Consider the following 23,224-nt stretch of genomic DNA (forward strand, 5'->3'; position numbering starts at 1 on the left):
TCGTTATTTGGCGGCCGCTGCGTTTTCGGCAGCCGTGACGATCTTTGGAACAACGTGCTCCAACGCCCATTCGATGGACAGTGGCGAAGCTGCGGAGATAGCTAAGGTGGCCTGGTCATCTCCCGGGAGGGCCACTGCCTTATTTTTCACCGCAGGGATCTGACCGTACAGTGGCTGAGACTTGACGATGTCATCTACGCTGTTGCCAGCAAGGGCAGAGGCGAAGACGATATCTGAGTCCCACTCGTTGACCTTTTCAGGGGACACGGTGAAGAAGAAGGTGTCCTTCTCGGCGTTCTTCTGGACGTAGTCCGCCTGGGTCATACCCAAGGCGGACAGGAAGCGTGGACGAGTGTCTCCTTCGGAGTACACATAAGCGGTGTCCGGTGCGGAGAGGTCCGCAGCGATGAAGGTGGTGTCCTTCAAAGCCTTGTTATCCTCGCCAACCTGCGCCAGTTCGCCTTCGATTTCCTTGACCAGCGTCTTAGCCTCGTCTGCCTTGCCCAGCATCTGGCCGGCGGCTTCGGTGGTCTCTTCCCAACTGGTGGTGTAGTTCGGCTTAATCGGGCCGACTACTGGTGCGATTTCCTGTAGCTTCTCGTACTGGTCTTTCGTCAAGCCCGAATACGGGGCGAAGATGACGTCGGGCTTGCTCGCGGCGATTCCGGTGTAGTCAAGGTCGTCACCGATCTTGTACTGTACCGGCGCGTTCTCCGAGCCGAGAGGAGCACCAAGCTCTTTTAGCTTGGCATCTTTCCAGTCCGTTGAGTTGTTGGCGTTCTGACCGTAAGCGTCGATGTCCATGCCGACTGGCACGGTTCCCAGAGCTAGTACCGCATCAGCGTTGGCCCATGAAATCGTCGCTACCTTCTCAGGCTTCTCGGTAATCTGGGTTTCACCGTAAATATTTTTGATACTCACCGGGGTGAAGCTCGAGTCGGCGGAAGCCGAACTCTTTGGGTCAGTGCTCGAGGTCGAGCCACAGGCGCTCAGGCCAAGTGCCAAGATTGCGGAGGTTGCTGCCAGAAGGCCAGCACGACGCGTAATTTTCATGGGTCATAATCCAGACGTTGCGAGTTGTCATAAAATAACCGGCACTTAGGTTAGGTAAACCTATGTGAACCGCATGCAACTTTACGCCGATCTCACTTCAATACGCAACATCAAGGATATGTAATCCACGTTACTTAACCTCTGACTAGTTGAGCCAGCCCTAACCTCGGACGCCACCCGAGGTTATCGACCGGAATGATCTGCCAACAACCTGCGTGGGTCTGCGATGTTCAGTGACAACCGGATTACCAGCAATCCCGCAAGTAAGACGAGTAACACCGTGGCTACGGTCAGTGGCTTCAGCAGCAATGCCAACGACGCGAAGGGCAACACCAGCACCGCAGAAGCCACGGTAAAACCTATGGCCACCGTCAAAGCCGGAATCATCACGCTTTTAACTCGCGCCTTGTTGACTACGCCTAAATCAACGCCCAAACGATAAAGCCCCAAATATAGATCTTGACGATCCAAGGTACCGGCACATTGGCTGATTGCCGCCGAGATGGCCACACATATCAAGGAGATACTCAGCGTCACCAGCACTCCGGTTAATACATCGGTGCTCAGGTACAACTCCCACGAGCTGGCCATATCATTTTCCGAAAATGCAAACATCGCCGCCCCAGAACCACCGATTACGGCAACGAAGGCAGCCATAGCCACACCCGATACCTGACGCCAGGCGCCACTGGGCGACTCCAAAATCATGCGAGCGGCCAGCAGCTGTTCGGGGCTCTCGGCCTTCTTCAGTTTCGCTTTGCCCACCTTCGCTACAAGCCACGGCCCAATCAGGTTTAGCGCCAACAGGCCCACCCCAAATCCGGAGATGATGATGGCGATCAGGACGCCTAAGCCCACCGGCAACAGACCAACCTTGGAGAACAACGTGTAGATCACCACGATGCTGCCGATCGCGATGACCGCGCGCATCCAGCTAGGCATCGGCGCCGAACGCCGGGTAGCCACCGCCAACGGAGTAATGACCAACTTGCGCAGACCAGCCAGCGCGCTCACCACCGAGAGCAATAACACCGCGAGTACCGCCGCCGCGGTTGCCAGCGGAGGAAGGAAGATCGCCGTGCCAATGGCTTCACCTTGGAACTTCACCAGCGCTACCGCTGGGGCCAACGCCAAATACAGCACCACCCCGCAGATTGCGCCAATAAGCGCGGTAGCGCCAGCCTGAATCACGGCAACCGCACGGACTTGGAATCCGGTGGCTCCCAAGAGACGCAATGAGGATAAGGCCCGGTCTTGAGCGCGAGCCGAGAGTTTGGCAGCGGAGGATCCTAAGACCAGCAACGGAACTATCAACAGCACCAGCGCAAAGGCTGCTAAAGGAATATAGAACCCTTGCGCCTCACTTTCGAGCTTGGTAAATGACCAGGCACCGCCAAGTACTATCAGCACCATGGCGCTAACCATGGTGTAGGCGCCGACTGTCAACAGTTGTACTATTCGCCCGGAACTACTTGGACGTGCGAGCATCCACGCCATATGCAAGGTGTTCATGAACGTGGCCCCTGAATAACTGAGTCATCCGCGGTGATCTTGCCATCTTGAAGCGTGAGGATCCGGTGGCAGCGTTGGGCTACCTGCCGGTCATGGGTGACCATCACCAGACTTTTACCCATCCCCACGGTGCACTGCATTAAGATGTCCAGAACTTCGCTACCGGTGACCGAATCCAAGGCACCCGTAGGTTCATCGGCAAAGACTATGCTCGCGCCGGTCACCTGCGCTCGTGCGATTGCTACACGTTGTTGTTGCCCACCGGAGAGTTGACCGATGCGGCGTTGTTCCATCCCGGCTAGCCCCAATTGCTGCAAGGCTTCCACGGCACGCGCGATTGCTGCGGTGCGTGGAACGCCGTTGACCATCAAAGCCATCGCCACGTTTTCTTCGGCCGTCAGTTCCGGAATCAGCAGCCCGGACTGAAAAACGAAACCAAAAGCTTCGCGGCGCAATTTGGTTCGTGCGCTGTCACCAAGCCCATCAACTTCAACCGGCGCTTGACCCGGCAGGTTCAGGGTGACGGTTCCCGAATCGGGTAACTCGATGCCCGCCAAGGCGTGTAGCAAAGTGGACTTGCCTGAGCCGGAGGGGCCCATAATTGCGACCGCGGTCCCCGCGGCGATATCAACGTCAATGCCGTTGAGGGCATGGGTACTGCCGTAACTTCTGAGCAACCGACGGGCTTGAATAACTGGATTGGATACATACGAATTCTGAAGCATAATCTAATGTTCCCAATCGCGCCGGCCAGGCACATCGGAGCGCCGATGGAGTTATACGTGGGCGAACTCATCCCCCAGTAGGAGCCAACACTCCTCCTAGCTAAACGACTGGAGGTAGGCTCGTTGGTGATGCTGCTCGAACTTTATACCCAGCCATTTTGTGCCCCCTGCGTGCGCGCCCGCCAGGTAATTCACCGTGCCCAAGAACTGTTGCCCTTCCTCAACGTCGAGGAGATCAATGTGGTGCAACAGGTAGCCCGCGGCAAAGAATTGGCAGTGACTTCAACACCAGTAATTCGCTTGCTGGTAGACGGCGAAGAAAAGTTCCGGGCCACCGACGCCCCAACTTTGCAGCAATTATTATCTGCCATCGCGCAGGTCAGCGACTAGGCTCACCTAAGTTTCAGCACGATGTTGCACCGGATAAGCCACTTCATGGGGAAGAATGGATCAGGTGACTAGTGTGCCTAATGTTGACCATGAATGCTTCCAACGAGTGTTGGCAGATTCCACTAACCGTATTGAATGGTTACGGGCACGGTCACAAGGCATCACCGCAACGGACGTCGCTAAGCTGTCCACGGAAAAATCCATTCGCAATGCCGCCTGGGACAAGCTCTACGGTTCAGGGTTCTCCGGAAACACTTACACCGAGCACGGTCGACGTCGCGAGCCGGTCATCGCCGCCTGGGTGCAGGAAAACTTCAACATTTTCCCTTCGTCACAACTTTTCCACTCACAAAATTCTCGGCTGCATTTGGCAACCCCAGATGGTTTGGGCTTTGACCAAGACGGCGCACCGGTATTAGCGGAAATCAAGACCACCAATAAGCCGTTCAAGCGGATCCCTAAAAATTACCTTCGTCAGGTCCTGTGGCAGCAGCATGTCATCGGCGCTCAACGCACCTTATTCGTCTGGGAACAGCACTATAACTTCGTGCCTGTTCAGGCGGTTCCCGAGTTTCTTTGGATCGAACGAGACGACTCGATGATCCAAGACCTCATCGACAAGGCCGAGCAGCTCATTGCCGCCTTACGCGAGTCAACCTCCCGCGAACAGCAATACCTGGACTACGGTCCAGCAGCCCTACGCCTCTAAATATCTCAGGCGCAGGAGGGCCACCTCCGGCTATAGCGGAGGGTTCTGGATGGTGCGTGGGTCCGGCAGACATTCTGGATAACTCTGCACAAGTTCACCGAGCAGTTTTTCGCGCAACATATTGCGCAGGTTCCACAGGTCGCCTGGATCCCTGGCAGATAAATAAATGGTTACCGTTTGCAGGCCGCCGAAGGTGTCTGTCACGAGCAGGCTATTATCGCGTCCATCCCACCAGTCCGAAGATTCAAGCAACTCGGTAGTACGCGTACGCAGATATTCAATCGGCGCATTAAGTTTCAATTGCAAGGTGATGTTGCCGCTAATCTCCGTGCTGCGCCGCGACCAGTTCTCAAATGGCGTGGTGGTGAAGTAGGTGGAAGGCAGAATCATCCGCCGTCCGTCGATGAGCAACACGACCACATAGGTCAAAGTTATTTCTTCAACGGTGCCACGTTCGGCTTCAACCACCACAATGTCATCCACACGCACCGAGTCGGTAAAGGCAATCTGTAGGCCGGCAAACACGTTGGCCAACGAGGACTGAACCGCCAAACCAACAACCACCGAAGCAAGACCTGCAGAAGCCAACAGACCGGCGCCCAATGCTCTGACCTGTTCAATCGTCAACAGGACAGCGGCTACCGCGATGATGCAGAGCACAGCAATAAGGACTCGGCGCAGCAAACCAACCTGCGTTTGGACCTTGGCTAATCGGCGGCCCGGACCAAAGCGGCTTCTGATGCGCGCCAGCAGAACTTCCTCAACAACCTTGACCAGCACAATAATGAGCCAGGTCAGGAAGAACACCAAACAGATGAGCAACACAAACTGCCAGAATTTGTAAGAGCTACTATCGCGCTGGAAGGCCAACAGCGAACTTTTGAGAACAATCGATGCGAAGGTGCCGAAAATCGGGATTCTCGCGTTTTTTACCTTGACCTCACCGAGTCCGGTGCGCTGAAAAATACGGTGTGTCAGACCACTGATCAGGAAGGCAAAAATAGCTGAAAAGATTAATCCAACAGCGACAACAACCAGAAATTGCAACGATTGAGGTAGGAAGCTGGAGGCTTCCACGACTTCGTCGACGGTGGTATCGATAGGTGCAGACGGGCTTGGCAACATCGTTAAAGCATGTCACACGAGACTAGTTGAACGCTGAGCGACACCTTGAATATCCCCGGATACCGGCTGGTGCGTCACAGATACGCACCAGATCAATTCCAGTTAGATCCAGCGTCTTGTTCCGACTAGCAAACCGGGTTTTAGTAGTCTTACGGGTCCGGGCCGGGCCCTAGGGCGCACTCAGATAGAAAGCCGGTGGTTCATATGCGCCGCACCAAACTTGGACTTCTCGCAGCTCTCGCAGCAGCGAGCATGCTCACAGTAACCCCTGTAGCCTCAGCCGCTCCGGTGGCTACCGCCGCGGCCGGATGCCCAACCGTTTATTGGGGTTCTTTATCCAAGACCTCCAATGTCTCAAGTTCCTCCACGCTGACTAATATTCGTACCGGACGCCATACCTGTTTTGACCGGATGGTGATAGATCTCAGCGGTAACCCCGATGGATATTCGGTGAAATATGTCAGTGCACTGACCGGAATCGGGTCAGGCAAAGCGGTACCGACCACGGGTGGTGCCAAATTAGAAATCCTGTTGAAGTCCGGAACCAGCACCAGTTATCGTCCCGGATCCACCATCAAAACACTGAATTACACTACCTTCCGCCAACAGCTCTGGCTGGGAAGTTTTGAAGGCCAGACCAAGATCGGCATTTCCACGCGGGCACGACTGCCAATGCGCGCCTTTGTCCTCTCTGGCCCAGACCAAGGATCGCGTTTGGTGATCGATGTTGCTCACAAATGGTAACCAGCTGTGCCTAGGCCATGAGCTTGCCGTCATGACCGGACGCACCGCGTAACACCGTGTCAACCTGCTGAGGAATGTGCCACGATGCTTATATGTATCGCACATTTGCCTATCAGCAGGTTGACGTTTTTGCCCCCACAGCCTTCAACGGCAATGGGCTCGGCGTTGTCTTTGAGGCAGATCATCTCGATTCCACGCAAATGCAACGCTTCGCCCAGTGGCTGAATTTATCGGAGACCGTCTTCTTCGTGACGCCCACCGACCCCGAAGCCGACTACGCAATTCGTATTTTTACTCCGACCACCGAGTTGCCCTTTGCCGGGCACCCCACGCTAGGTGCTGCGCATGCGTGGCTTGAGTCTGGAGGTCAGGCTGGATCCAGTGGCCACCTACTCCAGCAATGTGATGCCGGGTTGATTCAGGTCCGGATTGAACGCGAGGCCAGCGAAAAGCATGAGCGTCGCCTCGCCTTCCTTGCCCCACCATTAACCCGCAGTGGGCCCCTAGAGCAAGATGTTTTGCAGTGGGCAATTGCCGGATTGGGGATTAACTCAGAAGACGTTATTGCCCATCAGTGGTTGGTCAATGGCCCACACCACGCCGGATTATTGCTTCGCGACGCCGACCTCGTGCTAGGAATTGAACCTGATTACGCGGCCCTTGACGGGCTGGAGCTCGGAGTCATTGGACCCTACACCGCCTCAAGTGTGGCCCAAGGTGTCTGGCAGCCGCAGGCTAGCGTTTTGCCCCGTATTTCCGGGACGCGCGAGGAACTGCGTCCCTTAGATTATTCGGATCAAACTCGTTCCGAGGAGCGCTTTGGCGCCGTGGTTCTTCAGCCACCTGCAGACTTTGAGGTGCGTGCTTTCGTTTCGGGTGAGGCCATCCAGGAAGACCCAGCAACGGGTTCGCTCAACGCCGGTTTTGGTGTGTGGATGACTAAGGCAGGATTGGCACCGCAACGTTACACCGTCCGCCAGGGCACTCGCGTGGGACGCGAGGCAATCTTGCATATTGAAGCGAGTGAAAGCGGCCTTTGGGTCAGCGGGGATGTCACTACCCGCATTGAAGGAACTGTGACTTTCGACTGAATCTCTGACTAAGTCGAATAATCCATTTTAGTTTCACCGTGCAAGCATTACTCTGGGTCAGTGCCTGAAATCGTAAACTCCCCGCCAGACTTTGACCGAAAAACCGCTTGGCGTGCCCTCTGGGCACTGGTCATTGGTTTCTTCATGATCCTGCTCGACACCACCATTGTGTCGACGGCGATGCCCGCCATCATGAAGTCCCTGGATGCAGATATCTCTGGAATCCTTTGGATCAACAGTGCTTATCTGCTCACCTTCGCGGTGCCACTGCTGATCACCGGGCGTCTCGGTGACCGCTTTGGTCCACGCAACATTTACCTCATCGGGTTGCTGATCTTTGCTTTGGCTTCGCTGTGGTGCGGGCTGTCGGACTCACTGGCTTCGCTCACCATTGCCCGTGCTGTCCAAGGCCTCGGCGCGGCAATGATTTCGCCGCAAGCAATGACGCTGATTACCAGGCTCTTTCCCTACCAACATCGCGGTGCCGCGATGGGCCTTTGGGGAGCCGTCGCTGGTATCGCCGCGTTGCTAGGCCCCATTGCTGGTGGACTGTTAGTCGACTCGGTCGGTTGGGAATGGATCTTCTTCATCAACCTGCCAATCGCCGTATTGAGCTTCATCATGTTGTTGAAATTTGTTCCCCGCCTAGCACCACAAGCCCATTCCTTCGACTGGGTTGGCGTAGTGCTTTCTGCCTTGGCAATGTTTGCTTTAGTCTTTGGCATCCAAGAAGGCGACTCAACTAATTGGGAACCATTCATCGGCCCACTGAGCTCTTGGCACCTAATCACTCTAGGCCTGGTGCTCTTCGCTGTATTTATTTGGTGGCAATCCAAGACGTCCAAGGAACCGCTAGTTCCCTTGCGGCTGTTTCACGTTCGTAACTTTTCGCTGGCAAACATCGCCATCACCTGCATGGGCCTGACCATCTCTACCATGGCCCTGCCCATGGTGTTCTTCCTGCAGAATGTGCGGGGCCTGACTCCTACCCAATCTGCATTGATGATCTCCCCCATGGCCATCGTGGCAATTTTCATTGCGCCAGTGCTAGGAAAGACGGTCAACAGGTTTAATCCTCGGACCCTCGCGGTACCGGGGTTCTTCCTGATCGGCACGGCAACCGTAGCTTACGCATTCATGATGCACGCGGACATTGCGCTGTGGACCTTGCTGATCCCTTCGGCGGTGCAAGGTATTGGTTCGGCTATGATTTGGCCTTCGCTTTCACTCGCTGCAACCAAAAACCTCACCCCAAGGGACGCCGGGGCTGGTTCAGGTATTTACAACACCACCAGGCAAATCGGTTCGGTCCTTGGCTCTGCGCTCATTGCGGTCATGATGGAAGCTCGCGTTTCCGCTGAGATTCTCAAGGTTCAAGCTCAGGGCCCTGGGGCGATCCCTGAAGCGACAGCTGTGGGTCTGGGCCAGGCATTGTTGCTGCCTGGTTTTGTGGCTATTGCCGCGGTACTTGTGGTGGTCTTCCTCAACGTCCCAGACAAGAAGAAAGTCTCTTAGCTTCAAGAAGCTACAAAAAACGGGGTGGGTTCCACGTAGAACACGTGGAAACCACCCCGTTTTTGTTCAGTCAAATTCGACTATGCAGACTGGTCTGGCTTGTCTTCGCCCTTGACCTTCTCTACGGTTTCACCGATCTTTTCCTGCGCGTCGGCGGCAAATTCCTTCACGTTCTCCGAAGCGTCAGCCGCGAATTCCTTCACGTTTTCGGAGGCGTCAGCAGCGAACTCTTTGACGTTCTCTGAAGCGTCACCGGCAAATTCCTTGACGTTCTCGACTGCTTCGCCCAGCTTCTTCTTTGCATTATCCAAGAAACCCATGGGTTCTCCTTTTTGGTTCGAAACCTGAAAGTGACTACTGAAGGCTTGCAGTTCCAACTAAAACTTTTCTCAGCTGGGAATGTTGCTCACCGTGGAGGACAAATTACTTCTTTTTCTTAGCCAGCTTCGCCGAGCGGCGACCAAAGATCAGCGCTACTGCGATACCTGCAAGCCATGCATCCTTGGCCAGAGCGGTGCCGTCACTTGTCGGGCGGATGCCATCAGATTCGGTCATTCCCGGGGTGCGCAAGTAGGAAGCAAGCAGTACGCCTGAGAACGCGCCGAGGCCAAGGCCTGCAAGTCGCGAAGGAATGATCGGTAGTAGCAGGGCGCTACCCAGTGCAATTTCGGAGACAGAAACTGCCTTGCCGAAGGCTGCTGGTTCCAACTGTCCCAACTGAGGCAAACCGTTGGAGGCCAACTGCTGCAGTCCGGCGGCACTCGCTTCGTCAATGCGAAGCTTGTTGATTCCGCTATTGAGAATGAATGCGCCACTGACCAAACGTAGTGCGGCGTTTGCGATAGAGATTCCCATGGGCCCTCACTTCTCTTCTAAGTAGTTTTACTGCGGCACTCGCAATAATGAGTTGCCTTGAACCTCAGCGTAGTCACCCCGGGGAATGATCACAATCATTTAGTCCCGTGAGCCGGAGTCAATTAGCCGAAACATGCTAAATTCAAGAATCATGATCTCTTCCTCCGCCGTACCTTCAGCCGCTCTGGACCTTTTGATTACCCAAGGGTTCGACACCACCAGCGTCGATGAGTTAGCGGCCACCGCCGGGATGTCACGGTCCACGTTCTTCCGCCGTTTTGGATCCAAAGAAAACATGGTGTTTGCCGATCAGGAAATGATCATCACTCATGTGAAAACGACACTTGCCGCGTCTTCTGTCAGTGCCACACAAACGCTTATCGACGCGGCGCACGTGGTCTTTGACCAGTACACGATGAACCCTGAGGCCGCCCAGTTGCGTCACCGCTTACTTTCCTCGGTGCCCTCGCTACGCGAGCGTGAGCTGGTTTCCACTCACCGCTATGAACGTGCTTTTTATGATTTCCTCTCCGCCAGGGAACTAACCAACACGGCTCCACACCGTGCCCTCAGTTTAGGGATCAGTGCAGGGTTGGTTGCCATCCACAATGACCACCTGCGCCTATGGTTGCGCGACCCTTCCGCTACAGATCGAGAGCATTTGGCTGCAGACGTGTCGTTATTTTTGGACCGTTTCGCAGACTTGCTTGATCCCGACCATGCTCCCAAAACAAAGCCATCTCGGGCGCCGCGCGTGGTGGTTTCCGTTCTTGACGCAGCAGATGATGAACAAGCGGTACTTGATGCCGTGTCAAAGGCACTGCGCGAACACCGCAACTGACACTTAGTTTCTTGACATGACATTGAGTTCCATTAGGCTGGGTATAGAACAGTTTTCCTTCTCTGCCTAGGAGCGCCCGAAATGACCCAGCAGCACACTGAATTTGAGTTTCCCACCGGCGTGGTGGAACCCGAATACGATCTATGGGCCGACGGGGTAGATATTGACCCCACCGGAGTGCTCGCCGAAGTTGATCCGGTAGATGCCGCGTGGCGTAACAAGGCGCGCACTTTCATCCTGGACGAAGTCAAAGACGACATCCACGAATACTGGGACAAGGCAGACTACCCACTTCACCTGATCAAAAAACTCGGTGACGCCGGGCTACTCCGTGACGGGTTGGACTTTGAGGGCCATGAACCAATGAGCCCGATGGCCGCTGGCCTGGTCAACATGGAGTTGGCTCGCGGTGACGGGTCGGTGGCTACCATCGTAGGCGTTCAGGGAGGCTTGGCTCTGCGCTCGGTCATGTTCTGCGGTAGTGCACAGCAGAAGACCAAATATGGTGTTCCGATGCTTGCAGGCGAGCTTGCCGGCTCCTTCGCACTGACCGAGCCGACTCACGGTTCGGACTCAGTAGGTCTCGAAACCCGCGCCCACAAGGTTGACGGTGGCTACGTCATCAACGGTGAGAAGAAGTGGATCGGCAACGGTTCCATTGGCGGCATCACCGTCACCTGGGCACGTGATGACGACGGTAAGGTGCGTGGTTTCTTGGTTGATCAGGAATCCGCAGGCTACACGGCCACCACCATTAAGAATAAGCTTTCCTTGCGTGCCATTTGGCAGGCTCATATCCGCATGGAGAACGTCTTCGTTCCAGACGAAGATGTGCTCCCGGACTCCCATAGTTTCAAAGACACAGCACGCGTTCTTTTTGCCACCCGTTTGGGTGTCGCCTGGTCTGCAGTTGGCCACGCCACCGCATGCTACGAATCAGCGGTGCTCTATGCAAAGGCTCGCACACAGTTCGGCCGGCCACTGGCAGCAAGTCAGATAGTGCAGGAACGTCTGGCCCGGATGCAGTCCGAACTGGCGACCATTCAGCTACTTGCGGTGCAGTCCACCAAGCGTGAGGCACGCGGAGAACTCACCGGCCCGCAGGCTTCCTTAGCTAAATACACCGCTACACGCACCGCACGCCAGATCGCTGCGAATGCCCGTGATCTCCTCGGCGGTAACGGGATCCTGACCAGCAACCGAGTAGCCCGGCACTTTGCCGATATCGAAGCCATCCACACCTATGAAGGTACCGAAACCGTTCAAGCCCTACTAATGGGCCGCAACATCACCGGCATCTCAGCCTTCGCCTAACCCAACAATTTACTTCAGATAACACCGTGGCCGAGGCACCATATTATTGGCGCCTCGGCCACGGTGTTACTTTCTTAGCCTTTATTTTCCCGACGCAACCTATTGTTCGTATAAGCGGTGGCTTGATGCTCCCATGGATCTTCTGGCCAAGGATGTCTCGGGTACTTGCCGCGCATTTCCGAGCGCACCTGTGCGTAAGGACCGTTAAAGAAACTCACTAAGTCCTCGGTGACCGCCAAGGGGCTGCCTTTGGGTGAAAGCAGGTGGAACTGTACCGGCAGTTTCTCCCGTACTAACCGTGGAGAATCTTTCAGTCCAAAGCATTCCTGCAATTTCACCGCTACCACTGCCGGACCGGTTGAATCCACCGGCGGGTACTCGATACGGATCCGTGAGCCCGAGGGCACTTGTAGTCGTTCGGGAACTAAGGAATCAAATTCATGAGCATGCTCCCACGGCAGCAATGTTCGCAACGCTCCTACCAGGTCTATCTTTGATGCAGGCTTCCCTGAGGCCAGATGCTCCAACCCTGCCGACAGCCAATCTGACGCGCCGTCTATTAAACTCGCCTCATCGACCGGGACAAAGGGTGCACCCAAAAGTCGGTACGCCACACCCATTCGGCGGCGTAGATTCTCAAAGGCTTGTTGTTCACCAAAAAGCGCGAGTGATTGCTCGCGGAGCGCCGTTGCGGCAGCCTTGCGCCCCAGTTCTTTTGTGGCCTTAATCGGATGCGAGGCAAGCTCAATGGCACCCAATGATTCAACCTTGCGAGCCGAAATCTTCCCATCCACCATCGTGGCGCTTTCGCTGACTTGATGAAGCTGGCTGAGCAAACTAAGCACCTGCTCTAGTTCAATACCCACCGCGCGGCGAATCATTGCACCGGTACTTGTTGAAGCGCGAGTAACCTCGGTAATCGCCAAAAACTCATAATGCGCCAGGTGACTCCCGCGTGGCAAGGAGGCGCGCGTCCCTGATGCAAGCAGGTAGTCGTGGTCTTGGACCTTATGCGCCACCCACTGCGGATAAGCCAAGGCGCAGACACCGGCGAGCGCCGAGGACGCGTCTTGGCCCCGCGCATTCCCGGTAAGTTTTTCAAGTCTTTTGGTCTCTTGCTCCCAGGCTCGGTGACCAGGATGTGTGGGGCGCCGAATTGCCTGAAGCAATTCATACAGATCAGCGTTGGCGATTCGTTCCGAGCTGGCGAGCAGGGCTACCGCTTCCGCGGTGGGACGTGAACCAAAATGTTCGGCTCCTTCTAGCAGTGCAGGTGCCGTCCTGGGATCTGCCGGAATTTTCACCATGCGCTCACCCAACGCGGTGATTTTTCCTTCACCATCTACCGCCTCCAGTGCACGCAGCACCTCCTCGTCGGTGTGCAACGTCTTAGCCGGTGGCTCTTCCCAGAGCCGGAGCCCCGCTCCGCGCGGTGTACCCCACGCTGCCAATGAAAGTGCTGCCTGGACCAGATCTCCGGTACGTATTTCTGGGGCAGAACTGGCTGGCGCCGCCGCAAAGGCTTTCGCATCCAATGTGCGCACCACCGTTCCCGGCCCTAGGCGTCCTGCACGCCCGGCTCGCTGCGTGGCTGACGCACGGCTTGCCACCACCGTGACCAGCCCAGCGATACCGCGTCCGGTGTCTCGGCGCGGTTCGCGCGCATAACCAGCGTCAACTACTAGACGTACCCGAGGTACGGTCAATGAGGATTCAGCAATCGAGGTGGACACGATAATTCGTGGTCCTTCGGTTGCCTCTGGTTCGGCAAGAATCTGGTCTTGAACCTTGGTGGGTACTTGAGAGTGCAAGGCGAAGACGGTCATCCCAGATGCTGCAATCTGGGCGCAGACACGGTCAACTTCGCGGGCGCCTGGAACGAAAACCAGGGTATCGATCACGGTTGTGGAGCGTTGATTCAGTAGTTTTGAATGTTTCACCGCCGTCTGGGCGACGTGGGATAGATAGTCTGGGCTGATTCCACGTTCGGTGATCCGTTGCTTAGCGAAACTGTCAAAGAGCTCGGTCACCTCAAATTGTGCGGTGTTAGCCGTCAAAACCTGTGCAGGTTCATCACGTGCCAGGAGCTCAGAAAGTTCTTGAGAATGCAGGGTCGCACTCATCACGATCAGGCTGAGGTCATCTCGCAGCTCGCTAACCTGATTCACCATGGCCAGCAAAAGGTCGGTATCGATGGATCGCTCGTGGACCTCATCAATGATCACCGCGCTGACTCCGGCTAGATCTGGATCGGCCAATAACCTGCGTAGCATCAGTCCGGCGGTCACAAATTCAACCTGCGTATTTGCCGAGCTTTGTCGTTCCCCACGGACCGCAAAACCTACCTTGTCCCCCACCCTTGAACCATCTAATTGCGCTAACCGGCGCGCTGCGGCGCGGGCCGCTACACGGCGTGGCTGAGTGACGATGATCTTGCCGGTGAGCCCCTGCGCAGACAGCGCCACCGCCACGGTAGGTGGCACGATGGTGGTTTTACCCGAACCCGGTGGGGCCTGAATGACTAGTGGCCGACTCGGTTGAGTTTGCAGGGCAACTTGTAGTTCTTTTCGACTTGGCCCGAAGGCCAAACCCGAGGCGATTCGTTCAAGGTCAAAGACTGGGACATCCATCGGTGCTATACCGCCCAAAAAGCTTGAATGGCACTAACCACCGGTTCAATGGGGAACAGCGTACTTCCGTGGGTTCGGCCCGGCAGCGCAACCAACCGAGCGTGCGGCAAAGCGCGGGCCATAATCTTGTTTTGATCAAAGCGGGGCTGATCACGGGTACCAATCAATAACAGCGTCGGGGTGGTGATCTTCGAAAGTTGACTTAGCTCTAGGTTTTGCACGGTTTCGGCTGCGTCATAGTAGGCGGCCAAGGCCAATGGGTCATTGTTAAGGAACGCTAATCGAGTGGCTGGGTCTAGCCTGCCGCGGGTTTCTTGCCCGGTGACAAACCCTTCGATATCTCCTTGACGCAATACTTCTAAGTAACCGGGGAAGAACAGTTTGCCAATCTCCCCGTCGGTAATCTCATAGGTTCCGCCGAGCATCGTGAGGCTCAGGACCCGATCAGGTCGGTCCATCGCTACATGCAATCCACTACGTGCGCCGAAAGAGTACCCAATAATGTGTGCTGCCGGTAGACCAAGGTGATCTAGTACCGCATAAATATCACTGGCAATTTTGTCCATCGTGTAATCGGAGCTTTGATGAGACTTCATCGATTTGCCATGCCCGCGCAGATCCATGCGAATGGTGCGGTGGTTGGTGCCTAGGGCTTTGGTATATCCCAGCCCACGCCAGATAGAACGTGACAGTGCCGATCCGTGAAGGAAAAGAATTGGCTCACCGGAAGCTTGGTCGTCATCAAAGAAGATTTCGGCACCATCTGCGGGGTTATTAATCATCGGCATACCTCCGATTAAATCCCCTCGTGTCTCAGCGAGCAATTCGCCGGGCACCAGAGCGGTGTGCATTACCCGCTTCTATCGACTTTGGGCATAAAAAGGATGACACTAAAAGTATGAGGTCGATGGCTTTATGCCGCGACACGAAGACATGCGAGGGAAGGAGCATCATGCGCAACGGTCAAGAGGACGAACTTGGAGTCGAGACTCAGGAACAGGCCACGGCACACGTGAAGCACGATCATGAAGAAGAGTTAGTGGAGGAATGGGAAGACGAATCATTCCCAGCCTCTGATCCACCCTCGAATTACTAATCCAAACAAACTGAGGATTCGTTGACCTCACGTTCAGCTATTGATAAGAATGCCGTCCTAGAGTGGTGATTACCTTCTCAAGGTGCGAGTGATTTATAAGAATCGATCTGCGCGGGCGTTACCTCCTTGACCCCCGCAGATCGATTCTTTCTTTAAGCTTCTTCGTTACTTCTTCTTCGTGAACTCAATTGTCGTAGCACTGCTCGCGGCCACATCCAACTGGAGTTTGCCGGTCGCATTCTTCGTCACACCACTGCCCTTGGCAGCAAACGGAGCCTCGGCTCGCAACTGGGTCTTCTCGACAGCTCCGTTTCCAGGTGCATAAATCTGGGCTGCTCCGGTGGCTCGATATCCCTTGGGAACGTTAACTGTCAGCGGGTTTTTCGACTTCTTGGCTGCATCATTTTTATTGATCACGGTCACCAGAACATTGCCATTTTTAGCTTTAACAGCATAGGCCGCAATATTTTTGTCCCCCGAAATTTTCGTAGACATAAACTGGCTACCAATGCTCAAGCTGGCTAAGCGCATAGCGAGGTAATTGGGTTGGGCCAGCACTTGGCCTTCCCCCTTGCTACCGGTTCCGTCCGCGGAACAGATAACCGACATCGGCGCCCCACCTCGGCAGGCACCAAGCATGGAATGCATGTTCATTCGCTCCACCCCAAGATGCGCTGACGCAAAAATATGGTCAATGGTCCACAACGCGGTGGCGTGAGTACGCGAGGTGTTATTCGTCCCCGGGCAGCTCGTTGACCCGGTTTCTTCGACCCACAGCGGAACCTTCTTCTTGTTGGCCTTGGCTATTCCAATTCCCAACATTTTCGTAGCACTCTTGCTCACCACAGGTTCTAGTAAGTTCTGCCATTCGGGTCCGCGCCCTGGCACCTTATCTGACGAGCATTCATAGGTCGCATAGTAGTGCTGGGTCAACGCCGTTGTGTTCGGTAGTTTCGCATTCAAAAACGCGCTCATCCACGAGCCGTCAAAGACTCCGGGACCGACGATTGGAACCTTCTTACCGGTAACCTCATCGATGGCCTTGACGTACGCCCGCACCTGCGTGACGTACTTCTTTTCATTCCATTGCGAAGGCTTGCGGACTTGTAGCCCAGGACGCGCATCATTGGTATACCCGTTGGGTTCATTGCCGATAGAGATTCCAATCAGGTGATCCCCGAAAGTCTTCACCGCATATTTGGCCATATCGGCCCCGCGCTTGGGATCGTAATGGCCCAGCGGAATACCGATGGTGACCTTAGAGTCGATCTTCTTGACCGTTTTCATCACGCGTTCGAGGTCTTGGGGCGTGACCAAGGTTTTACCCTTTGGCGCTTCTTCTCCTGTTGAAGTCCAGAAGGTTTCGCGGTCCAAGACATTGCCGCCAAAACGTAGACCAGGATTCCCCAACGCACCGAGCATCTCGTCGAGGTTGCCGACTTCTGGGTCCCAACGCGGATCGCTAAGCTCGGTAGCCTCAAAGGACACCCCGATGTTGTCATCGCTCAGGCTAGTACCAAGGTTTGAGGAGCCGACATTCAAGGTAGTTGCTTTGCCTGCGGGTTTGTTATTAAAGCTCTGGACAAAGTCCGGCAACGGTTCTGGGGTCGGTGGCGCCGGCGTCACGGAATTTGAGGCCTGTGGCTCTTGCGTTGTTGGGCCCGAGGAGCAGGCGGCCAACAGTCCGCAGATCAAGAGCGCGGCAAGGGATTTTGTCGCTTTGGAAATCACTTCGGTCCTCACAGTTATTTGCATGCTGTCCAAACTTCACTCTATCGCGAGCCTTGAGATTCTCTGTTGACATGATTTATCGCGAGTCTGGTTCCGCGAAGATGAATCACTAGTTTTATTAGATAGACCAATGCTCTTGTGTAAGTTCTGCCATAGAGTTGTTTTGAGCAACAAAGACTCATTCTATGGAGAGGCACCACATGGAGTACGAACTTGTCAGCCCGCGTCCCGACAGTAATCGTCCGTACGTCGCGGCAGAAAACCGTTACGAGAATTTCGGCTACCGTCGAGTCGGAGATTCGGGCTTAGTTTTGCCTCCACTCTCGTTGGGCCTGTGGTGGAACTTCGGTGACAACCGCGCATTTGATACCCAACGTGAGGTCTTGCGTCACGCTTTTGACCACGGCATCAACCACTTCGACCTAGCTAATAACTATGGTCCACCCGCTGGTTCGGCTGAAGAGAACTTCGGCCGAATGATGCGCAAAGATTTCATGCCTTACCGTAATGAGCTGGTTATCTCTTCGAAAGCCGGCTACGACATGTGGGCCGGACCATTTGGTAGCTTCGGGTCACGCAAATACTTGCTGGCCTCCGCTGAAGCATCCTTGCAGGCAATGAACCTGGACTACGTGGATATCTTCTATTCGCACCGCTACGACCCGAAGACTCCTTTGGAAGAAACCATTGGCGCCTTAGATACCTTGGTCCGTCAGGGCAAGGCCAACTATGTTGGCATTTCCTCCTACTCCGCCGAACGTACCGCACAGGCCAAGGCCATCGCGGACGAGCTAGGAACCCCACTGGTCATCCACCAGCCTTCCTACAACATCTTGAACCCATGGGTAGAGCACGGTCTACTGGCCACCTTGCAGAAGGAAGACATGGGAGCTATTGCTTTTACTCCTTTGGCTCAAGGCCTACTGACCGACAAGTACCTCAACGGCACCGATGTGCAGCGCCAGGGCGGACGACGTTCCCTGGACGCACAGCTAACCGAAGAGAACTTGGACAAGATCCACAAGCTCAACGAGATTGCGCTACGTCGCGGCCAGTCTTTGGCACAGATGTCCTTGGCTTGGTTGCTCCGCGATGGTGCGGCCACCTCGGTGCTCATCGGCGCTTCCTCAACCAAGCAGCTGGATGAAAACCTCGGCGCACTGAAGAACGTTGAATTCACCGAGGCCGAGCTCAATGAAATTGCTTCGATCGCTCAAGGCGACGCCGGAATTGATTGGTGGAAGACCTCAGCAATCAGCTAGTTTCTTCCTAGTTTTCAAACACCCGTGTGGCGTATTCTCAGGCGCCGCACGGGTGTTTTGCATTCGACTGCAAATGAGAGACATTCGTGAGGAATCCGTCTTGAATCCCAGACGATTCAACGGATCTGAGTGTGGCCGATTTGCCGAACTGAGGATATGCTCGAATTAGACGCGCCGTGAAGTGATTCACATTCATTTTACGGACAGGATGGGTATCGTGGAATCCACAAGCCCACACAGACCTCAGCAAAGACTAGACAGGAGCATCATGAGCGCCCCGACCTACAAGGTACTAAACCCGGCAACCGGCCAGATCGTTGAAGAATTTCCGGCAGCCACCGACGCACAGGTCGAGCAGGCACTCGCCTCCGCACAGTCCGCTTATGAGACTTGGCAGAACGTTGATATCAACGAACGTGCAAAGATCGTTAGCAAGATTGCTCAGCTCTTCGCTGACAAAGCCGATGAACTAGGCAAAATCATGACCTTGGAAATGGGCAAGCCACTTTCCGAGGCAGTAGGCGAAGCAGAATACTGCAAAGACATCTTTGAATACTTCGCTACCGAAGGCCCAACCCTCGCGGCAGATCAGGAAATCAAGTCCTTCTCCGGCGGCAAGGCAGTCGTCCAGCGTCGCCCCGTCGGCCCGCTGCTGGGCATCATGCCGTGGAATTTCCCGCTGTATCAGGTCGCTCGCTTCGCCGCACCAAACCTAATGTTGGGCAACACCATTGTGCTCAAGCACGCTGAGTCCTGCCCACGCTCGGCTCTGGCAATCCAAGAAATCATGGATGAGGCAGGCGTTCCTGCAGGCGTGTACAACAACGTTTTCGCCACCCATGATCAGATCTCCACCATCATTGCCGATTCACGGATCCAGGGTGTTTCGCTGACCGGTTCCGAACGCGCTGGAGCGATCATTGGCGAGCAGGCCGGACGCAACTTGAAGAAGGCAGTACTTGAACTTGGCGGTTCGGATCCATTTGTTGTTCTTGATTCAAATGACGTGGCTGGCATCGCCGAAACCGCGTGGGGCTTCCGTATCGACAACACCGGTCAGGCATGCAACTCCAATAAGCGCATGATCATCATGGAAGATATTTTTGATGACTTCGTTACCGAGCTAACCAAGCATGCCGACGGGCTAACCCCCGGTGATCCAATGGCAGAAGTCGACGGAACGTTCGCACCGATGTCCTCGCGTAAGGCTGCCGAAGATCTGCACGCACAGGTACAAGATGCGGTGTCTAAGGGCGCCACGCTCCACACCGGTGGCGTACTGCAAGACGGTCCTGCGGCCTACTACTCCCCTGCCGTGCTCAGCGGTGTCACCAAGGACATGCGCGCTTACTACGAGGAGCTATTCGGCCCAGTCGCCGTAGTCTACAAGGTCACCAGCGACGAGCAGGCCCTGGAACTAGCCAATGACACCATCTATGGCTTGGGCGGTTCGGTGCACTCCACCGATGAAGCTCGTGCAGCCAAGGTTGCCATGGGCCTGCAGTCGGGTATGGCCAACGTTAACTCACCAGCAGCCGAGGGCGCCGAAATGCCATTCGGTGGCGTGAAGCGCTCGGGCTTCGGACGAGAGCTTGGCCCACTGGGCATGGAAGAATTCGTGAACAAGCGCCTGTTCTACATCGGCGAATAAGCACCAAAATGAAATACGAAAGACCCAGAGAAACGAAAACGTTTCTCTGGGTCTTTCGCTTTGTTGTCCGGCTATCGGTCGCTCAAACGTTGATTAATTCTTTGTGCTGTATCGCAGGAGCAGCCTCAATGTCTTTTTTCCGCAGAATCTTCTTATTAATGAAACCGCGGATAGTAGTCCACTCTCGATTAGAGATGAATAGTAGATCGAGGGCTATCATGACCAATGAGAACTGCCAGAGACCAGCAAGAAGCACTGCAATTCCCAAATGCATGGTGAAGAGCACTGCTACAGCCCACGGACGCGACTTGCGCCAAAGCACAAAGATGATAAATCCACCTTGCGCAATGAGCGTGAGCCATGACGATACCTTGACGAATAGAGTCGATTGCCAAAGTAGCTCATTGATCATTGGATAGATCTGATAAGCCTCCAGGTTCAATGAGTAGAAGAAGCCTGTACCGTCGATCCAGTTATCACCGATCAACTTCAGATAGCTCGAAACCAAGTACACAATCACGATTTGAGTCATGCATAACAGCAGCGCGATGTTATGCAATAGATTCCAAAACTCATTGCTGCGCTCTTTCTCGCGGAAATTTCCTTTCCGACGCCTGAGCCATGAATCAATTGAGAAGTGCTCACTGAGATTCGCGAAAATCAAGAAGGTCAGGGTAATCCGACCCAATGTATCCCCACCGTTAGTGAGATATGAATTATTGGACTGCAGCGCTACCAACATGATCAGAACAAGAGGTGTAATATAACGCGTCTTCCATCCAGCGATGAAGACGAGAACGAGCACAATAAATGCCACATAACCAACGTCAAACAATATTTCATTGCTCTTGTTCAAAACCGTATCGAAGGTCCAGTAACCGCGGCGCTTAGCTTCCGGGTCGACCCACCAAGATGAAGGACCCCAGAGCACTGAACGATCCGCGAAGCTTGGGATGAGTACCGTTAGCATTCCGAGGCCATAAATAATGCGCAAGAGCGAGAAGCTAATCAGTGAATGTTTCGATTGTAGGAGCCAATTACCGAACTTAGTCGTCATTGAAATCATGGGTTAACGCCCCTCCTGACGATCAATTATTTGTTCAAGTTCTTCTACCGCAGGTTCATAAGATCCAGCATCAGAGGCTCTCCATCCGAAGGTCGTAATCCGATCTTCAAACTGATCTGATTCCATAAATCGATGAGCAAAATCGTTGTTCTGTTTACGAACCACTCGCCACTGAACTTCGTCAGCAGAAGTATCAGAATGCGCTTCGGTAAATACCGTTGCATACCGAACCAACATATAGTCCATGCGTACGAAACGCACGACAGCTGAAGAATTTTTCTGTTCTCCCTTGAGCAACTCAATGATTTCGTCATCGCTCATCACTTTGCGTTTGCTTTGGGAGACTGAGACGAAGTCTTTCCGTGCCGACGTTCGTTGATCAGACTTCAGCTTGTTGTACCTAGACAAATAAGCTGTCGATACGTTCTGGCTAAGCTTCTGAATACGTGACTGGGCTAGGCTTCCTTTATTGCCCCGGCGTTCAATCGCAGTCACTGGAATCCATTCAGACTCAACAGTTTTTCCGTCTGAATTGACAGAGCGATTCCGAACCTCGAGGAAGTAGTCCTTCTTCTGAATATTCGGAGCAAAGACGTTCCATTTTTGGCTGAAGTATGGGGACAACGCGCTTTTGACCGGGCTTGATGCTTCAACCGACATCGATAGAGCAACTGTTGTATAGCCGAGCACCATAACTAAGGCCGCTATAACTGCCATAAATCGTTTTTTCTGACCTTGTTTGGCCATTGTTACCTCTCGAACGCCCGATCATTCCGTAAACTGTCTGCTGAATCATTCAAGATTCTCACCAATCTTTTTCATGAACTCCGAAGTCTCATGATTATTGGTTGTGTCGTCTTACAGTTCAAGAACTATTTGTTCTCCATTGCAAACGCCAACAATTTTCAACCTTGTATGAAACAAATCTACGGTAATCCAACTTCACAGAATTCTGGGATACAAAATTTCGCGAAGATAAAAAGTCTTGAGCTGGGCAACATTTATCTGCTGCCCAGCCCAAGACTATCGTGCTAATTTATGACCGATTAGGCCTTCTTGCGACGGATGAACGTAACTGCTCCACCCACAACTACGAGCAACAGTGCGATTCCGCCAATGATAAGTGGTGAGCTTGTGCCGGTATCGGCCAGGCGGTCCTTCTTATCGTTGTTGTTCTTGGAATCTCCATTGTTCGAGCCATCGGAATCAGAGCCGTCAGCGTCAGTTGCATCAGCATCAGTTGCATCAGCATCAGTTGCATCAGCATCAGTTGCGTCAGCGTCTACTGCATCAGCATCAGTTGCGTCAGCGTCTACTGCATCGGTCGCGTCAGCGTCAGTTGCATCAGCATCAGTTGCGTCAGCGTCAGTTGCATCAGCATCAGTTGCGTCAGCGTCTACCGCATCGGTCGCGTCAGCGTCAGTTGCATCAGCATCAGTTGCGTCAGCGTCTACCGCATCGGTCGCGTCAGCATCAGTTGCGTCAGCATCTACAGCGTCAGTTGCGTCAGCATCTACAGCGTCAGTTGCGTCAGCATCTACTGCATCGGTCGCGTCAGCGTCAGTTGCATCAGCATCAGTTGCGTCAGCGTCAGTTGCATCAGCATCAGTTGCGTCAGCGTCTACCGCATCGGTCGCGTCAGCGTCAGTTGCATCAGCATCAGTTGCGTCAGCGTCTACCGCATCGGTCGCGTCAGCATCAGTTGCGTCAGCATCTACAGCGTCAGTTGCGTCAGCATCTACAGCGTCAGTTGCGTCAGCATCTACTGCATCGGTCGCGTCAGCGTCAGTTGCATCAGCATCAGTTGCGTCAGCGTCAGTTGCATCAGCATCAGTTGCGTCAGCGTCAGTTGCATCAGCATCAGTTGCGTCAGCGTCTACTGCATCGGTCGCGTCAGCGTCAGTTGCATCAGCC

At 54.4% G+C, this 23,224-nt stretch carries 22 protein-coding genes; 10 read left to right on the forward strand and 12 right to left on the reverse strand.

Going from position 1 to position 23,224, the window contains the following annotated elements; translation table 11 throughout:
* Positions 1–3: 3 nt before the first annotated feature.
* The 3 genes from CQ011_RS07145 to CQ011_RS07155 form a co-directional block, all read right to left on the reverse strand.
* On the reverse strand, positions 4–1,053 hold the full coding sequence (locus tag CQ011_RS07145; protein WP_105675946.1) for an ABC transporter substrate-binding protein: 1,050 nt from the start codon (positions 1,051–1,053) through the stop codon (positions 4–6).
* Between the two features lie 183 nt (positions 1,054–1,236).
* Entirely contained in the window at positions 1,237–2,565 is a 1,329-nt protein-coding gene (locus CQ011_RS07150; RefSeq protein ID WP_105675948.1) for an FtsX-like permease family protein, read from the reverse strand.
* Positions 2,562–3,290, reverse strand: a complete 729-nt coding sequence (locus tag CQ011_RS07155) for an ABC transporter ATP-binding protein (RefSeq protein ID WP_105675950.1) — start codon at positions 3,288–3,290, stop codon at positions 2,562–2,564. Before CQ011_RS07155 ends, CQ011_RS07150 begins: the two co-directional genes overlap by 4 nt.
* 129 nt (positions 3,291–3,419) lie before the next feature.
* Between CQ011_RS07155 and CQ011_RS07160 the strand changes: the two genes are divergently transcribed.
* Positions 3,420–3,680, forward strand: a complete 261-nt coding sequence (locus tag CQ011_RS07160; protein WP_105675952.1) for a glutaredoxin family protein — start codon at positions 3,420–3,422, stop codon at positions 3,678–3,680.
* A 64-nt stretch (positions 3,681–3,744) separates the two neighbouring features.
* Positions 3,745–4,389, forward strand: coding sequence for a YqaJ viral recombinase family protein (locus tag CQ011_RS07165; RefSeq protein WP_229676922.1), 645 nt, complete (start codon positions 3,745–3,747; stop codon positions 4,387–4,389).
* 30 nt (positions 4,390–4,419) lie between these two features.
* On the opposite strand, the gene CQ011_RS07170 is transcribed toward CQ011_RS07165, so the two are convergent.
* Positions 4,420–5,514, reverse strand: a complete 1,095-nt coding sequence (locus CQ011_RS07170; protein ID WP_105675954.1) for a mechanosensitive ion channel family protein — start codon at positions 5,512–5,514, stop codon at positions 4,420–4,422.
* A gap of 204 nt (positions 5,515–5,718) precedes the next feature.
* Between CQ011_RS07170 and CQ011_RS07175 the strand changes: the two genes are divergently transcribed.
* From CQ011_RS07175 to CQ011_RS07185, 3 genes are all read left to right on the forward strand, one after another.
* A complete protein-coding gene (locus CQ011_RS07175; RefSeq protein WP_105675956.1) occupies positions 5,719–6,258 on the forward strand; it encodes an AMIN-like domain-containing (lipo)protein in 540 nt (179 codons plus the stop codon).
* A gap of 92 nt (positions 6,259–6,350) precedes the next feature.
* Positions 6,351–7,349, forward strand: a complete 999-nt coding sequence (locus CQ011_RS07180; RefSeq protein WP_105675958.1) for a PhzF family phenazine biosynthesis protein — start codon at positions 6,351–6,353, stop codon at positions 7,347–7,349.
* A 60-nt stretch (positions 7,350–7,409) separates the two neighbouring features.
* A complete protein-coding gene (locus CQ011_RS07185) occupies positions 7,410–8,864 on the forward strand; it encodes a DHA2 family efflux MFS transporter permease subunit (RefSeq protein WP_105675960.1) in 1,455 nt (484 codons plus the stop codon).
* 80 nt (positions 8,865–8,944) lie between these two features.
* Here the strand turns inward: CQ011_RS07185 and CQ011_RS07190 are convergent, their stop codons facing one another.
* Together CQ011_RS07190 and CQ011_RS07195 are read right to left on the reverse strand one after the other, a co-directional pair.
* A complete protein-coding gene (locus CQ011_RS07190; protein ID WP_096255656.1) occupies positions 8,945–9,184 on the reverse strand; it encodes a hypothetical protein in 240 nt (79 codons plus the stop codon).
* Between the two features lie 103 nt (positions 9,185–9,287).
* Positions 9,288–9,719: a DoxX family membrane protein gene (locus tag CQ011_RS07195; RefSeq protein WP_105675962.1), complete on the reverse strand. Its 432-nt coding sequence runs from the start codon at positions 9,717–9,719 to the stop codon at positions 9,288–9,290.
* 151 nt (positions 9,720–9,870) lie between these two features.
* Here CQ011_RS07195 and CQ011_RS07200 point away from each other — a divergent pair, with 151 nt between their 5' ends.
* Both CQ011_RS07200 and CQ011_RS07205 read left to right on the forward strand, forming a co-directional pair.
* Positions 9,871–10,560 carry a TetR/AcrR family transcriptional regulator gene (locus tag CQ011_RS07200; protein ID WP_181148021.1) on the forward strand — a complete coding sequence of 230 codons (690 nt, stop codon included), beginning with the start codon at positions 9,871–9,873 and terminating at the stop codon, positions 10,558–10,560.
* 81 nt (positions 10,561–10,641) lie between these two features.
* Positions 10,642–11,874: an acyl-CoA dehydrogenase family protein gene (locus CQ011_RS07205; RefSeq protein WP_105675966.1), complete on the forward strand. Its 1,233-nt coding sequence runs from the start codon at positions 10,642–10,644 to the stop codon at positions 11,872–11,874.
* A 74-nt stretch (positions 11,875–11,948) separates the two neighbouring features.
* Here CQ011_RS07205 and hrpB read toward each other — a convergent pair whose 3' ends face one another.
* Complete coding sequence (hrpB, locus tag CQ011_RS07210) at positions 11,949–14,504, reverse strand: ATP-dependent helicase HrpB (protein WP_105675967.1); 2,556 nt, start codon at positions 14,502–14,504, stop codon at positions 11,949–11,951.
* A gap of 5 nt (positions 14,505–14,509) precedes the next feature.
* The gene (locus tag CQ011_RS07215; protein ID WP_286161115.1) at positions 14,510–15,355 is read right to left on the reverse strand and encodes an alpha/beta fold hydrolase; all 846 of its coding nucleotides are present in this window, start codon (positions 15,353–15,355) and stop codon (positions 14,510–14,512) included.
* 101 nt (positions 15,356–15,456) lie between these two features.
* Between CQ011_RS07215 and CQ011_RS17765 the strand changes: the two genes are divergently transcribed.
* The gene (locus CQ011_RS17765) at positions 15,457–15,600 is read left to right on the forward strand and encodes a hypothetical protein (RefSeq protein ID WP_181148035.1); all 144 of its coding nucleotides are present in this window, start codon (positions 15,457–15,459) and stop codon (positions 15,598–15,600) included.
* Between the two features lie 165 nt (positions 15,601–15,765).
* Here the strand turns inward: CQ011_RS17765 and CQ011_RS07220 are convergent, their stop codons facing one another.
* Positions 15,766–17,331 (reverse strand): hypothetical protein, encoded by a 1,566-nt coding sequence (locus CQ011_RS07220; protein WP_105675969.1) that lies wholly within the window; start codon positions 17,329–17,331, stop codon positions 15,766–15,768.
* 200 nt (positions 17,332–17,531) lie between these two features.
* On the opposite strand from CQ011_RS07220, the gene CQ011_RS07225 reads away from it, so the two are divergent.
* The gene (locus CQ011_RS07225) at positions 17,532–18,593 is read left to right on the forward strand and encodes an aldo/keto reductase (RefSeq protein ID WP_105675971.1); all 1,062 of its coding nucleotides are present in this window, start codon (positions 17,532–17,534) and stop codon (positions 18,591–18,593) included.
* 268 nt (positions 18,594–18,861) lie between these two features.
* Entirely contained in the window at positions 18,862–20,244 is a 1,383-nt protein-coding gene (locus CQ011_RS07230; RefSeq protein ID WP_105675973.1) for an NAD-dependent succinate-semialdehyde dehydrogenase, read from the forward strand.
* An 82-nt stretch (positions 20,245–20,326) separates the two neighbouring features.
* Here CQ011_RS07230 and CQ011_RS07235 read toward each other — a convergent pair whose 3' ends face one another.
* The 3 genes from CQ011_RS07235 to CQ011_RS17770 all read right to left on the reverse strand — a co-directional run.
* Positions 20,327–21,310: an HTTM domain-containing protein gene (locus tag CQ011_RS07235; protein ID WP_105675975.1), complete on the reverse strand. Its 984-nt coding sequence runs from the start codon at positions 21,308–21,310 to the stop codon at positions 20,327–20,329.
* Positions 21,311–21,313: 3 nt separating this feature from the next.
* Positions 21,314–22,057: a DUF5819 family protein gene (locus CQ011_RS07240; protein ID WP_105675977.1), complete on the reverse strand. Its 744-nt coding sequence runs from the start codon at positions 22,055–22,057 to the stop codon at positions 21,314–21,316.
* A gap of 299 nt (positions 22,058–22,356) precedes the next feature.
* Positions 22,357–23,224, reverse strand: an 868-nt coding sequence (locus CQ011_RS17770) for an LAVTG motif-containing sortase-dependent surface protein (protein WP_181148022.1), incomplete at its 5' end; no start/stop codon positions are given.

The sequence above is a fragment of the Arthrobacter sp. MYb213 genome (assembly GCF_002979915.1).
GTDB lineage: Bacteria > Actinomycetota > Actinomycetes > Actinomycetales > Micrococcaceae > Glutamicibacter.

Bases quoted from the DNA above. Each gene is read 5' to 3' on its own strand.
- CQ011_RS07215 (WP_286161115.1), bottom strand. From the start codon at position 15,355: ATGCACACCGCTCTGGTGCCCGGCGAATTGCTCGCTGAGACACGAGGG.
- CQ011_RS07205 (WP_105675966.1), top strand. From the start codon at position 10,642: ATGACCCAGCAGCACACTGAATTTGAGTTTCCCACCGGCGTGGTGGAA.
- CQ011_RS07200 (WP_181148021.1), top strand. From the start codon at position 9,871: ATGATCTCTTCCTCCGCCGTACCTTCAGCCGCTCTGGACCTTTTGATT.
- CQ011_RS17765 (WP_181148035.1), top strand. From the start codon at position 15,457: ATGCGCAACGGTCAAGAGGACGAACTTGGAGTCGAGACTCAGGAACAG.
- CQ011_RS07150 (WP_105675948.1), bottom strand. From the start codon at position 2,565: ATGAACACCTTGCATATGGCGTGGATGCTCGCACGTCCAAGTAGTTCC.
- hrpB (WP_105675967.1), bottom strand. From the start codon at position 14,504: ATGGATGTCCCAGTCTTTGACCTTGAACGAATCGCCTCGGGTTTGGCC.
- CQ011_RS07230 (WP_105675973.1), top strand. From the start codon at position 18,862: ATGAGCGCCCCGACCTACAAGGTACTAAACCCGGCAACCGGCCAGATC.
- CQ011_RS07155 (WP_105675950.1), bottom strand. From the start codon at position 3,290: ATGCTTCAGAATTCGTATGTATCCAATCCAGTTATTCAAGCCCGTCGG.
- CQ011_RS07240 (WP_105675977.1), bottom strand. From the start codon at position 22,057: ATGGCCAAACAAGGTCAGAAAAAACGATTTATGGCAGTTATAGCGGCC.
- CQ011_RS07170 (WP_105675954.1), bottom strand. From the start codon at position 5,514: ATGTTGCCAAGCCCGTCTGCACCTATCGATACCACCGTCGACGAAGTC.
- CQ011_RS07195 (WP_105675962.1), bottom strand. From the start codon at position 9,719: ATGGGAATCTCTATCGCAAACGCCGCACTACGTTTGGTCAGTGGCGCA.
- CQ011_RS07160 (WP_105675952.1), top strand. From the start codon at position 3,420: ATGCTGCTCGAACTTTATACCCAGCCATTTTGTGCCCCCTGCGTGCGC.
- CQ011_RS07145 (WP_105675946.1), bottom strand. From the start codon at position 1,053: ATGAAAATTACGCGTCGTGCTGGCCTTCTGGCAGCAACCTCCGCAATC.
- CQ011_RS07180 (WP_105675958.1), top strand. From the start codon at position 6,351: ATGTATCGCACATTTGCCTATCAGCAGGTTGACGTTTTTGCCCCCACA.
- CQ011_RS07190 (WP_096255656.1), bottom strand. From the start codon at position 9,184: ATGGGTTTCTTGGATAATGCAAAGAAGAAGCTGGGCGAAGCAGTCGAG.
- CQ011_RS07175 (WP_105675956.1), top strand. From the start codon at position 5,719: ATGCGCCGCACCAAACTTGGACTTCTCGCAGCTCTCGCAGCAGCGAGC.
- CQ011_RS07225 (WP_105675971.1), top strand. From the start codon at position 17,532: ATGGAGTACGAACTTGTCAGCCCGCGTCCCGACAGTAATCGTCCGTAC.
- CQ011_RS07235 (WP_105675975.1), bottom strand. From the start codon at position 21,310: ATGATTTCAATGACGACTAAGTTCGGTAATTGGCTCCTACAATCGAAA.